Origin of the sequence: Endozoicomonas sp. (assembly GCF_965196975.1) — a bacterium.
GTDB lineage: Bacteria > Pseudomonadota > Gammaproteobacteria > Pseudomonadales > Endozoicomonadaceae > Endozoicomonas.
Genome location: NZ_OZ239981.1, coordinates 5,742,174 through 5,755,704, shown reverse-complemented (window position 1 = coordinate 5,755,704; position 13,531 = coordinate 5,742,174). Strand labels below are relative to the sequence as shown.

Annotated in this window: 9 protein-coding genes and 1 tRNA gene; 2 read left to right on the top strand and 8 right to left on the bottom strand. The window is 50.4% G+C overall.

What is annotated here, in order from left to right; translation table 11 throughout:
- Positions 1-63 precede the first annotated feature (63 nt).
- Both tnpC and rpoD read left to right on the top strand, forming a co-directional pair.
- Positions 64-1,569 carry an IS66 family transposase gene (gene tnpC, locus ACOCLE_RS25385; RefSeq protein ID WP_419532963.1) on the top strand — a complete coding sequence of 502 codons (1,506 nt, stop codon included), beginning with the start codon at positions 64-66 and terminating at the stop codon, positions 1,567-1,569.
- 266 nt (positions 1,570-1,835) lie between these two features.
- Positions 1,836-3,662: an RNA polymerase sigma factor RpoD gene (gene rpoD, locus ACOCLE_RS25380; RefSeq protein WP_419534784.1), complete on the top strand. Its 1,827-nt coding sequence runs from the start codon at positions 1,836-1,838 to the stop codon at positions 3,660-3,662.
- A gap of 111 nt (positions 3,663-3,773) precedes the next feature.
- On the opposite strand, the gene pnp is transcribed toward rpoD, so the two are convergent.
- The 8 genes from pnp to ACOCLE_RS25340 form a co-directional block, all read right to left on the bottom strand.
- Complete coding sequence (pnp, locus tag ACOCLE_RS25375) at positions 3,774-5,888, bottom strand: polyribonucleotide nucleotidyltransferase (RefSeq protein ID WP_419537263.1); 2,115 nt, start codon at positions 5,886-5,888, stop codon at positions 3,774-3,776.
- A 406-nt stretch (positions 5,889-6,294) separates the two neighbouring features.
- Complete coding sequence (gene rpsO, locus ACOCLE_RS25370) at positions 6,295-6,564, bottom strand: 30S ribosomal protein S15 (RefSeq protein ID WP_419534783.1); 270 nt, start codon at positions 6,562-6,564, stop codon at positions 6,295-6,297.
- Between the two features lie 152 nt (positions 6,565-6,716).
- Complete coding sequence (truB, locus tag ACOCLE_RS25365; RefSeq protein WP_419534782.1) at positions 6,717-7,793, bottom strand: tRNA pseudouridine(55) synthase TruB; 1,077 nt, start codon at positions 7,791-7,793, stop codon at positions 6,717-6,719.
- A gap of 3 nt (positions 7,794-7,796) precedes the next feature.
- Positions 7,797-8,195, bottom strand: a complete 399-nt coding sequence (gene rbfA, locus ACOCLE_RS25360; protein WP_419534781.1) for a 30S ribosome-binding factor RbfA — start codon at positions 8,193-8,195, stop codon at positions 7,797-7,799.
- Between the two features lie 167 nt (positions 8,196-8,362).
- Complete coding sequence (gene infB, locus ACOCLE_RS25355) at positions 8,363-10,972, bottom strand: translation initiation factor IF-2 (protein ID WP_419534780.1); 2,610 nt, start codon at positions 10,970-10,972, stop codon at positions 8,363-8,365.
- A gap of 26 nt (positions 10,973-10,998) precedes the next feature.
- Positions 10,999-12,492, bottom strand: a complete 1,494-nt coding sequence (gene nusA / locus ACOCLE_RS25350; RefSeq protein WP_419534779.1) for a transcription termination factor NusA — start codon at positions 12,490-12,492, stop codon at positions 10,999-11,001.
- Between the two features lie 91 nt (positions 12,493-12,583).
- On the bottom strand, positions 12,584-13,042 hold the full coding sequence (rimP, locus tag ACOCLE_RS25345; RefSeq protein WP_419534778.1) for a ribosome maturation factor RimP: 459 nt from the start codon (positions 13,040-13,042) through the stop codon (positions 12,584-12,586).
- A 133-nt stretch (positions 13,043-13,175) separates the two neighbouring features.
- Positions 13,176-13,252, bottom strand: a tRNA-Met gene (locus ACOCLE_RS25340).
- Positions 13,253-13,531 lie beyond the last annotated feature (279 nt).

Below are 13,531 nucleotides of genomic sequence, written 5' to 3'. Positions count from 1 at the left end.
ATCTGGAATTTTCTGATTTTTCGACCATCATCTTATACTCAATTTTTCTAACAAATCTCCAGTATGGAACCAGACTTCCCAGCTACTCCGTTTACCGAAGCTCTCCTTAAAGAGAATGAAGAGCTTCGGACCGAGAATGCGCTTTTACGGGAACGTTGCAGCGAACTGGAAGAAAGGGTTAATAAAAACAGTCAAAACAGTAGTAAGCCACCATCGTCAGATGGTTATCAAAAGCCCAGTAAAAAAGGGAGTGATAAAGGTGATACATCTTCCAAAGAAGCCCCCTGCTCCTCACAGGAAACACCGAACCCCAAAAGCCTTAGACCATCTTCAGGCAATAAACCAGGTGGCCAGAAAGGTCATCAAGGCTCTTGTTTGAGACGTGTCGCCTTACCCGATTATGTCAGGCATCTGAAGGTTGAAAAATGTTGCTGTTGCCAGTCTTCGCTTATCGATATTAAACCCACCAAATACATTGAGCGACAGGTTTTTGATCCAGGTAGACCCGGAGAATTTGAAGTTACCGCGTACTGGGCAGACGTTAAAGTATGTCCTTGTGGTAAACGGAACACCGCTGAGTTTCCCCAAGGAGTGAAAGCCGCTGCTCAATACGGAGAAGTGACTCAGGCAATGGCTGTTCATTTAAACCAGTATCACTTCATCCCATATCACCGGGTGTCTGAGTATTTCAATACTATTTATTGCATGAGTGTCAGCGCAGGCTCTGTTGCCAATTTTGTTGCCTATACCCATGAGAACCTGGCCTCTACTGAGCAGAGTATCCGCGATGCTTTACAAGAAAGTCCGGTTGCAGGAGCGGATGAAACTGGCATGCGGGTTGACGGTTCACTGTGGTGGTTACACATTATGCGAGATGACCAATGGACGCTTTACTACCTCTCAGAAAGGCGAGGTTGTGAAGCAATGGATGCAATGGGCATCCTGCTGACTTTTGCAGGCATTCTGGTTCACGATCATTGGAAGTCCTACTTTGCCTATGCGGCAGTGCATGTGCTTTGTAATGCCCATCATCTGAGAGAGCTTCAGGGAGTTGTCGATAGGGATGCGAATAAGCTGGCTCTGCGGCTGATGAAATTGCTTACGCTCTCCTGGCACTTCTGCAAGAAATACAAAGCAGCCGGTCTGACTCAAATGCCTGGTGCAATACAGCTTCGCATTGAGACGATATACGACCAAATCCTTCAAAGGGCTCTCACGAAGGAAACCGCTTATATGGAAAAACAACGACAGGTGCTTGGACGTAAGAAGGTCAGGAATACCAAGGCCTACAACCTGTTCAAAAGGCTTATTGAGTTTAAGGTTGAAACGTTGCGCTTCATGTCGGACTTTTCAATTCCCTTCGATAACAATGGCAGTGAACGTGATGCCAGGATGGCCAAACTTAAGCAGAAGATCTCAGGCTGCTTCAGAAGCGAAGACGGAGGTACCATGTTTACCCGAATCCGAAGCTATTTATCATCTGCTAAAAAGCAGGGGTTGAACATATTTCAGGCGCTTCTTAAAGCGGTTCGAAATTACAACAATACGCCTTTGCTGGGTGCTGAATAGTTACAAAAAATGACTGCACAACAACAAATATTAGGTATACTTGAATGTCACTGTGTCCCGTGGAACTGCATTATTGGCCACATTTCTAATTCAAACCCGGTCTGAAAACACCAAGGAAAGGTAACCCGCGTCATGGAATGCATTCCGGTACCTCGTCCAACCAAGTCGGGCCGCTGCCCTGTGGTACTATACCCAGTTTATGAGCTATAATTGCCTGCTTACGTTTTTTTGTCCGGTTCGTCAATATCCGCTGTTAAAGGGTTGATATGTCAGCAAATTCGCAACAACAATCCAGATTAAAAGAGCTTATCGCCCGTGGTAAGGAACAGGGGTACCTGACTTACGCGGAGGTTAATGACCATCTTCCGGAAGATATTTCCGATCCTGATCAGGTGGAAGATATTATCCGCATGATCAATGACATGGGTATCAGCGTCTACGAAACCGCTCCTGACGCCGATACGCTGCTCATGGCTGAAGCCGACACCGATGAAGCCGCCGCAGAAGAAGCCGCCGCAGCGCTTGCTGCTGTTGAACAGGAAGCAGGAAGAACCACTGACCCTGTACGCATGTATATGCGAGAAATGGGTACAGTAGAACTGCTAACTCGTGAAGGCGAAATCCAGATTGCCAAGCGCATTGAAGAAGGCTGGCGTGAAGTTATGTCTGCGCTAGCCCAATTTCCGGGTTCTGCACAGATTGTCCTAAATGAGTACGATCGTCTCACCGAAGAAGAAGGCCGTCTGACCGACGTCATCAGTGGCTACATAGACCCTGATGACGATACCGAGATCACCACTACCGATGTTGAAGAGGTAGATATCGACGAGTCACTTGATGACGACAACGACGATGATGAAGATGGTGATGATGAAGAGGCTGATAGTGGACTTGATCCGGAAGAAGCCAAGGAACGCTTTACGCTTCTGAGAGACGCCCTGGAAAAAGCGACCACCGCTATTGCCAACAATGGTCGCGACAACAGTCAGGCAGCACTTGAGGAACTGGCCGAAGCATTCATGCCTCTGAAGCTGGTTCCACGCATCTTCGACATGCTGGTTTTCAGAATCCGCAACGCAGTAGAGCGTATCCGTGATAATGAACGCGCCGTAATGCAGCTGTGTGTTCGCAAATCAAAAATGCCCCGCAAGATCTTCCTCAAGGCATTTCCAGGTAACGAAACCAGCCTTGATTGGATCGATGAACTGGCAGCAGGAAGTGGCGGTTACGTTGAAGCGCTGCAGAACTATCGCGAAGAGATTATCCGAGCCCAGAAAAAACTGGCCAATATCGAGAAAGAGTTCAATCTTTCCCTGGTCCAGATAAAAGACATCAACCGTAAAATGTCACTTGGTGAAGCTCGCGCACGCCGCGCCAAGAAAGAAATGGTTGAAGCCAACCTTCGTCTGGTTATTTCTATTGCCAAGAAATACACCAACCGCGGCCTGCAATTCCTCGACCTGATTCAGGAAGGAAACATTGGCCTGATGAAGGCTGTGGACAAGTTCGAATATCGGCGCGGATACAAATTTTCGACCTACGCCACCTGGTGGATTCGACAGGCGATTACCCGCTCCATCGCAGATCAGGCGCGCACCATCCGTATCCCGGTTCACATGATTGAAACCATCAACAAACTGAACCGAATCTCGAGACAGATGCTGCAGGAGATGGGACGAGAACCTACGCCTGAAGAGCTGGCGATCCGCATGGAAATGCCCGAGGACAAAATCCGCAAGGTACTGAAGATCTCCAAAGAGCCTATCTCCATGGAGACTCCTATCGGTGATGATGAAGATTCTCATCTGGGTGACTTTATTGAAGATGCAACCATGCAATCACCAATCGACCGCGCAACTGGCGAGGGCCTCAGAGAATCTACACGCATGGTACTTGCCGGCCTGACCGCCCGTGAGGCAAAAGTACTGAGAATGCGCTTTGGTATCGACATGAATACCGACCATACTCTGGAAGAAGTGGGTAAGCAGTTTGATGTTACCCGTGAGCGTATTCGCCAGATCGAAGCTAAGGCTCTGAGAAAACTGCGTCATCCAACACGCTCGGATCACCTCCGCAGCTTCCTGGATGAATAATCATCAGTCATAAAAAAAGCACCTTTCGGTGCTTTTTTTATGACTCAAATAAAACGGTTTTGACAACAAAGGCACAAAGTCAAAACCCTGCGCCTTATTCATCAAAAAGCCTTATTCAGCTGCCGCTGCTGCCTGCTGCTCTTTAATACGAGCAACTTCTTTCATGCTCAGCTTGATACGACCACGGTTATCCAGATCCATAACAACCACTTCAAGCTTCTGTCCCATCTTGACGTAGTCAGCAACATTCTCAACCCGGTGATCAGCAATCTGGGAAATATGCACCAGACCGTCCTGGCCCGGCAGAATGTTAACAAAAGCACCAAACTCAACAATGCGAGTTACTGTACCATTGTAGATCTTACCGATTTCAGCTTCAGCAGTGACACCGTATACACGGTCATAAGCAGCCTGACAGGCTTCACGGGTCTCACCGTAAATTTTAACGGTACCATCATCAGCGATATCAACCGATGCACCGGTATCTTCACAGATAGAACGAATAGTTGCACCACCCTTACCAATAACGTCACGAATCTTGTCCTGATCAATCTTCAGAGTCATGGTCATTGGTGCATTTGGTGACAGTTCACTGCGCGAACGGGCGATGACTTTATTCATCTCGGCCAGGATGTGCAGACGTGCCTGCAGAGCCTGCTCAAGAGCGATATCCATGATTTCTTCAGTGATACCGGCAATCTTGATATCCATCTGCAGCGCAGTAACACCATGAGCAGTACCGGCCACTTTAAAGTCCATATCACCCAGGTGGTCTTCGTCTCCCAAAATATCAGTCAGTACAGCAAACTGCTCACCTTCCTTAACCAGACCCATGGCGATACCAGCAACTGGCGCCTTCAGAGGAACACCTGCATCCATCAGCGCCAGGGAAGAACCACAGACAGACGCCATGGAGCTGGAACCGTTGGACTCAGTGATCTCAGAAACCACGCGAATGGTGTATGGGAATTCTTCGTCAGTCGGCAGAACCGCCTGAATACCACGACGAGCCAGACGACCATGGCCGATTTCACGGCGCCCTGGAGGCCCCATACGGCCCGCTTCACCCACAGAGTATGGAGGGAAGTTGTAGTGCAGCATGAACGGATCACGACTTTCACCTTCCAGCGCATCAATAAACTGTGCGTCACGGGCGGTGCCGAGTGTGGTGGTCACGATAGCCTGAGTTTCACCACGGGTGAACAGGGCAGAACCGTGGGTCTTTTTCAGAATACCAACTTCAACATTGATTGGGCGAACAGTCTTCGTATCACGACCATCGATACGTGGCTGACCATTGATGATATTGCCACGAACAACAGACTTCTCCAGCTTGCTGAAGTATGTCTGAACGTCGTCCGCGCTGAACTTACCTTCTGCTTCGTCACCAGCCAGAAGCTCTACAGCCTCAGCACGCAGTTCAGACAGCTTGTTGCTGCGCTCCTGCTTGATGGTGATACCATAAGCGTCACGAATTTTCTGCTCAAAACCAAAGGCAACCGCTTCTTTAACCGCTGTCTTTTCAGCCGCTGGCGCCCACTCCCAAGCAGGAGCAGCAACTTCAGCAGCAAACTCTTCGATAGCCTTGATGGCGCCTTGGTATTCCTGCTGAGCGAACAGAACCGCACCCAGCATTTCGTCTTCGGTCAATTCCTGAGCCTCGGACTCAACCATCAGTACCGCATCTTTGGTACCAGCAACCACCATGTCCAGTTCGGAAGCCTTCAACTGCTCGAAGGTTGGGTTCAGGATGTAACCCTCGTCTTCGGTGAAACCAACACGCGCAGCACCTACCGGACCAGCAAATGGAATGCCGGAAATAGCCAGTGCAGCAGACGTAGCGATCATACCCAGGATATCTGGATCGTTTTTCTTATCCACGGACATCACAGTGATGATGACCTGAACTTCGTTCATGAAGCCTTTCGGGAACAATGGACGAATCGGACGATCAATCAGACGGGAAGTCAGGGTTTCTTTCTCACTGGCCTTGCCTTCACGCTTCAGGTAACCACCCGGAATTTTACCGGCAGCGTACACTTTTTCCTGATAGTGAACGGATAGCGGAAAGAAGTCCTGACCTTCACGGGCGCTTTTGGCGCCAACAACGGTAGCCAGAACCTGCAGTTCACCCATAGTGGCCAGAACGGCACCGGATGCCTGACGAGCAACGCGGCCGGTTTCCAGAGTGACGGTATGCTCACCGAACTGGAAGGATTTTGTCATTGCTTTTGGAGCAGTACTCACATTATTTTCCTTTCTTCATTAAATAGTACCCCAAATCTGCATCCGCGCTGTCATAGAGAATGGATGCAATCCACAAACTTCCACAACCGGAACGAAAGTTTCTGAATTGCACCCCATGCATACAGAGTACAGATCGGAGAGTTTTGCCAATCATGGTTAACAAACTCAAAGCCATGATTGACCAGACTGACACCTTCATATGGAAAGCGTTCGGCCTGCGCACCCAAATCAACGCCAAGACGTAAGGTACAAATAGCAAAACACCGCCAGCCACATGAATGCAGCTTGCGGTGCCTTGACTGTGGGAGGCGATATCAAAACACCAGCCTCCCATTTTATAACGGATCGTACCACTTAAGTAAGAGCCGCTCCGTATTAAGCCGTATTAACGACGCAGACCCAGACGCTGGATCAGTGAACGGTAACGTTCAACGTCTTTACGCTTCAGGTAGTCCAGCAGGTTACGACGCTGGTTTACCATGCGAATCAGACCACGACGAGAGTGGTGATCTTTGTGATTTGCCTTGAAGTGTCCCTGCAGACCTTCGATGTTAGCAGTCAGCAGAGCCACCTGAACTTCAGGGGAACCAGTATCACCTTCTGCACGAGCGAAGTTAGCCAGGATTTCAGCTTTTTGTGAAGCAGTCAAAGCCATGTTAATTTCTCCAGAATAATATGCATTACATAAAACCGGCATGACCGTGCATATTTACAGCCAGCCATTTAAACAAGCGACGAATTCTACCACTATGTTGTGAACGCGTCCAAAAAAACTGTGTACGGATGAGCACCCAAGAATCTGATGAGCTAGCCTTTAACCAAACGCTTTGGAGCAACCAGACCATCATCGGTGATCTCACCAATACCAAGAAACACCAGCCCCTCAACACCATCAGCAACGCCATAGATACGGACATTGCCACTGGTCGGCGCCTGAGGCACCTGAACGGGATTCCCCTGAGAAATGTAGTAACTACTGGTTTCGCCCAGTTTTACCTGCGGCCAGTCACTGACAGCACTGTCCTGAGGCAGCAACAAATCATCGATCACACGATCACCTGCCTTATTCCGGATTTTGGACAACTCCTTCAGACGTTCTGAATGAGCCTTTTCCAGCTTGTCGCGCCCCAGCTCTTCTGCCAGCCCGGACAACTCTGCAAACTCAATACGCTCATCGACACCCAGGGCAGCCTCACGGGCCTCATCACGCATTGCCGCAAGCTCATCCAGAGAGTGCGCCTGATGCTCGGTGTAAGGGCCTGCTTTGAGACGCTTCAGTTCAGCAACATGACCAAGACAGCCCAGAGCCTCGCCAATATCTTCAATCAATGTACGGATATAGGTTCCCTTGGTACAATCCACCTCGAAAACACACTCATCACCATCAAAGTCCAGCAGCTCCAGACGATGAATGGTAATAGTGCGCGAAGGTCTCTCAATTTCAATACCTTCACGGGCATATTCGTACAACGGCCTGCCATTGTGCTTAAGCGCAGAATACATGCTGGGCACCTGCTCAACATCACCCCGGAACTGCTGCAGAATAGCTTCCACATCAGAGCGGGTTACTGTCACAGGACGCTCTTCAACAATCTCCCCCTCACGATCACCCGTCGTGGTTCTTACCCCCATTTTCATGGTGGTACGGTAGGACTTATCAGAGTCAAGCAAATACTGGGAAAACTTGGTCGCTTCCCCCAGGCAGATTGGCAAAACACCTGTCGCCAGCGGATCAAGGCTGCCCGTATGGCCAGCCTTGGCTGCATTAAACAACCGCTTTACCCGCTGCAGCACTTCGTTAGAGGAAGCACCGTACACTTTATCAACAACAATGATGCCATCAACCGCACGACCGCGGTTAACTCGACGACCTCTTCTTGCCATGATTTATTCCTCAGAACCTTCTTCACTGTCTTTACCGGAACGGGCGTCTTTCGCTACCGCCTGATCAATCAGGGAGGAGAGGTAAGCACCGCGGCGCAGGCTGTTATCAAAGAAGAAACGGAGCTGCGGGGTAAAACGTAATTTAATTGCCCGCGCCAGCTGGGAGCGCAGGAAGCCTGCCGCCTGGTTCAGGACCTTCAAGGATTCATCAATTTTTTCCTGATCATCCACACCCAGGAATGAGACGTAGATATCAGCAAAGGACATATCCCGACTGACTTCAACAATGCTGACGGTCACCATGCCGAGACGGGGATCTTTCATTTCCAGCTGAATCAGCTGAGCCAGCTCTTTTTGAATCTGGTCGGCTACGCGCTGGGTACGACTGTACTCTTTAGCCATTGAATACTCACTCCGTAAACCACAAAGGCACATAGACACAAAGCAACCTTTCCCTTTGTGACTTGTGCCTTTTTACTCATAGAAGCAAGAATGCTTTGAGCTGTGTGGTGCAAAAAAACCCGCAGCTCAGCCGCGGGTTTATTATTTACTTGAGACCTGAAAACCGATTACAGGGTACGTTGAACTTCAACGCTCTTGTAAACTTCAATCTTGTCACCAGGCTTAACGTCGTTGTAGCTCTTAACGGCAATACCACACTCCATACCGTTACGAACTTCGTTCATGTCATCCTTGAAGCGACGCAGGGATTCCAGCTCGCCTTCATAGATAACCACGTTATCACGGAGGACTCGAATACGATCATTACGGTACACCGTACCTTCAATAACCATACAGCCAGCCACAGCACCAAACTTCGGAGAACGGAACACTTCACGAACTTCCGCAGTACCCACGATCTGCTCACGAGTATCGGAGCCCAGCATACCGGTCAGCGCTTTACGGACATCATCAATAATGTCGTAGATAACGCTGTAGTAACGCAGATCCACCTCTTCCGCTTCAATCACCTTGCGGGCAGAAGCGTCAGCACGAACGTTGAAGCCAACAATGACCGCATTGGAAGCCAGCGCCAGGTTCGCATCGGTTTCAGTGATACCACCAACACCACTGGAAATAACGCGCACTTCAACTTCGTCGTTACCCTGCTCCTGCAGTGAGCTGGTCAATGCCTCGAGAGAGCCTCGAACATCAGCCTTCAACACGATATTGAGCATCTTCTTCTCAGCAGAGCCCATTCTGGAGAATACATTTTCCAGCTTGGCCGCCTGCTGACGAGCCAGTTTAACTTCTCGGAATTTACCCTGACGGAACATGGCGATTTCACGAGCCTTACGCTCATCACGAACCACGACCATCTCATCACCGGCATCCGGCGTACCATCCAGACCCAGAATCTCCACCGGAATGGATGGACCTGCTGCCTGAATGGCCTTGCCGTTTTCATCCAGCATGGCACGCACACGGCCATACTGCTGTCCCACCAGAATATTATCACCCTGGTTCAGCATACCAGCCTGTACCAACACGGTAGCAACCGGACCACGTCCTTTATCCAGACGGGACTCAACAACCACACCTTTGGCCGGTCCTTCATCTGGCGCCGCCAGCTCAAGAACTTCCGCTTGAAGAATGACCGCTTCCAGCAACTCCTCAACGCCCTGACCAGTCAATGCAGATACCGGCATAAACTGAGTGTCGCCACCCCACTCTTCAGGGATAACATCACGGGCAGACAGTTCGTTCTTAACGCGATCCGGATCCGCGTCTTCCTTATCCATCTTGTTCACTGCGACAACGATTGGCACACCAGCGGCTTTCGCGTGCTGGACAGCTTCTTCAGTCTGAGGCATCACGCCATCATCCGCAGCAACAACAAGAATGACGATATCGGTCGCCTTTGCACCACGGGCACGCATGGCTGTAAACGCCGCGTGTCCAGGAGTATCCAGGAAGGACACCATGCCACGATCCGTTTCTACATGGTAAGCACCAATGTGCTGGGTAATACCACCAGCTTCACCAGCCTGAACGCGACTCTTACGAATGTAATCGAGCAGCGACGTCTTACCGTGGTCAACGTGACCCATTACGGTAACAACCGGTGCACGTGGCTTAGCTTCGTAAACCACTTCTTCCAGCTGATCGTCTACCAGCGTGTCTTCGATGGCATCTGCCTTGGTCAGACGGTATTTGTGGCCCATCTCTTCAACCACGATACTGGCGGTATCCTGATCGATCACCTGGTTAATCGTTACCATGGAGCCCATTTTGAACATCACTTTGATAACGTCAGCAGCTTTGACGGCCATTTTGCTCGCCAGCTCTGCAACAGTGATGGTTTCCGGGATAGAAACCTCACGAATCACCGGCGCTGTTGGCTTGGTAAAGCCATGAGCAGCCATGGACTCAGGCGCCATGGTACGGGCAAATTTGCGACTGCCACCACGGCGGTCATCACGCTCGTTACGACCACCTTTTCCACGGCGCGGCAAATCATCATTATCATTACGACGATCTTTGCCCTTGGTACCACGCTTGTTACGAGACTTACGATCATCAGCCGGTGGCGGTGGCGCATCACCAAAAGATGGTGCCGCTGAAGGCGCTGGAGCTCCACCAGTTCGCGGACCACGATCACCACCCGGACGCGGACCACGATCACCACCAGGACGAGGACCACGCTCACCACCTGAGCGGTCACCACCCGGGCGAGGAGCCCGATCACCAGAACGAGCACCACGCTCATCACTTCGAGCACCACGCTCATCACTTCGAGCACCGCGATCATCTCTGCGAGGACCACGATCGTCTTTACGTTGACCACGATCATCACGACGCTGGCCGCGCTCTTCCTGCTTGTCGGAACGAGCGTTAGCCTCATCAGCTTTTGGAGCCTCTTCAGCCGCATCGCGCTTGACATAGGTGCGCTTCTTACGCACTTCTACGTTAACAACTTTATTTTTACCAGAACTGCCGCCAGACACTTTCATGCGGCTGACCGTCTTACGCTTCAGCGTAATCTTGGTCGGTTCAGAACCGGTACCGGCATCACCATGAGTTTGCTTCAGGTGGGCCAGCAGTTGCTGTTTCTCTGCATCGGATACAGACTCTTTGCCGCTGCTTTTAGTGAGACCAGCGTCTTTCATCTGCTGCAACAACCGCTCCACTGGAGCGCCGACCACTGCTGCGAGTTGCTCTACGGTTACATCTGCCATTAACACTTCTCCTCTCAGTGGCCCGCTCAGTTACCCGCTTCTTCAAACCACGGTTTCCGCGCCGTCATGATCAGCTCACCAGCCCGATCTTCATCCATCCCCTCAATATCCAGAAGGTCATCGATCGACTGTTCAGCCAGGTCTTCCATCGTGACAACACCGCGACTGGCCAGCTCATAGGCCAGTTGCTGCTCCATACCTTCCATATTCAGAAGGTCATCAGCAGGCTGGGTACCATCGAGCTTTTCTTCCTGGGCAATGGCCTGAGTCAATAACTGATCCTTGGCCCTTGAGCGCAACTGTTCAACGATATCTTCATCAAAGCCTTCAATGGCCAGCATCTCCTCCAGAGGAACGTATGCAATCTCTTCCATGGAGGTAAAACCTTCCGCCACCAGCAGCTCAGCCAGATCATCATCAACATCCAGACCTTCTATAAAGGTCTGAGCCACACGACCCGCTTCCTGCTGCTGCTTGGCGGCTGCATCCTCTTCTGTCATGACATTAAGAGTCCAACCCGTCAGCTCACTGGCAAGGCGGACATTCTGCCCACCACGACCAATAGCCTGAGCCAGATTATCCTCACTGACAGCAATATCCATCGTGCCTTTATCTTCATCGACAACGATCGAAGCCACTTCTGCCGGCTGCATGGCATTAATCACATATTGAACCGGGTTATCATCGTAAAGAACGATATCAACACGCTCATTACCCAGTTCACCGGAGACCGCCTGAACGCGGGCACCACGCATACCAACACAGGCACCTACCGGATCAATCCGTCCATCATTGGTTTTCACGGCAATCTTAGCTCGTGACCCCGGATCTCTGGCAGCGCCTTTAATCTCGATAACCTCTTCTGAAATCTCAGGAACTTCAATACGGAACAGCTCAACCAGCATTGCCGGTGCTGTTCTTGAAAGCATCAACTGAGGGCCACGACCTTCTGTGGACACTTCATGAAGCAGAGCCCGAACATGAGCCCCCATTCTGAAGTTCTCACGAGGCAATACCTGATCTTTCTTTAACACCGCCTCAGCGTTATTACCCAGATCAACAATAATGCTGTCACGGGTTGTCTTTTTGACGGTACCGGAAATCAGGGTACCCATTTTGTCACGGTACTGCTCAACCATCTGAAGGCGTTCAGCTTCACGCACCTTCTGAACAATCACCTGCTTGGCTGTCTGAGCAGCAATTCGCCCAAAACCTACCGACTCAACCGGTTCTTCCCAGATACCACCGATTTCAAGAGACTCATCGTGCTCTTTGCCTTCATCCAGGGTCAGATGCATGCCGGGAAACTCAAAATCCTCGTCAGCAACCACAGTCCAACGACGGAATGTATCGTATTCCCCATTAGCCCGGTTGATCGCCACCCGGATATCCACTTCGGTTTCGTACCGTTTTTTGGTCGCTGTCGCCAGAGCGGTTTCCAACGCCTCAAAGATCACCTCGGGCGGTACTCCCTTCTCATTGGATACGGACTCTACGACCAACAGAATCTCTTTACTCATGCTCTGCCTCGCCTATGCTGAACCAGTCCATGCCTATGCCAACACATCCCTGGCCGCTAAACCGGGATATCCGCCCGGCCTGAAGGATAATTCAGTCGAACTGTGGTATCACCTGCGCCTTCTCGATGCTCTCGATTGGCAGCAGAAGCTCATGGCCATCGGCCTCTATAACGACATCCTGATCTTCAATTCCCTTGATGATGCCCCGATACTTGCGGCGCCCTTCAAAAGGCACCCTCAGGCGTATACTGACCATATGGCCAGCCATCACCTCATACTGCTCAAGCCGAAACAGCGGCCTGTCTAATCCCGGAGAAGATACTTCCAGGGTATATTCGTCCGCAATTGGGTCTTCTACATCCATAACGGCACTCACCTGACGACTGACCTTTTCACAATCGTCCAGGGCAATGCCATTCTCCGCATCGATATAGACCCGAAGCAGCGAATTCCGCCCACGGGAAACAAACTCAATACCCCAGAGACGGTAATCAAGCGATTCAACGATCGGCTCGATAAGTGTCTCCAGCTGCGACTGCTTACCTGCCACGACTGAATACCTGCTGAAAAAACAAAAAAAGGGCTATAAAGCCCCATACATTTGCACAATGACCAGAACGGCCATCCCACATCAATTACTCGCTACCTAATAAAAAACCCCACAACGGGGGTTTTCAGGGGTTTGGTAGCGGGGGCTGGATTCGAACCAACGACCTTCGGGTTATGAGCCCGACGAGCTACCAGGCTGCTCCACCCCGCATCAAAGTGTCCATCAGTATACTGCGACAAGAGCCAACTGACAACCTCTCCCCAATAACAATCCAACTGATTTCAAAGCGATGAAACAGTCTGATATTTAACCCACGAAACCTTGCAAAACACTACGTTAACCAGAAATGGTAAACTCTATGCCATAAAAACCACGGTATTATCTACTTTTTATTCCCACTGTCAACATAATCGAACCCTATTAATCAAGATATTCTGACAGCATTAAAACAATACATTTCTACTCTCTGATAGAAGGTTCCAGAAAAGG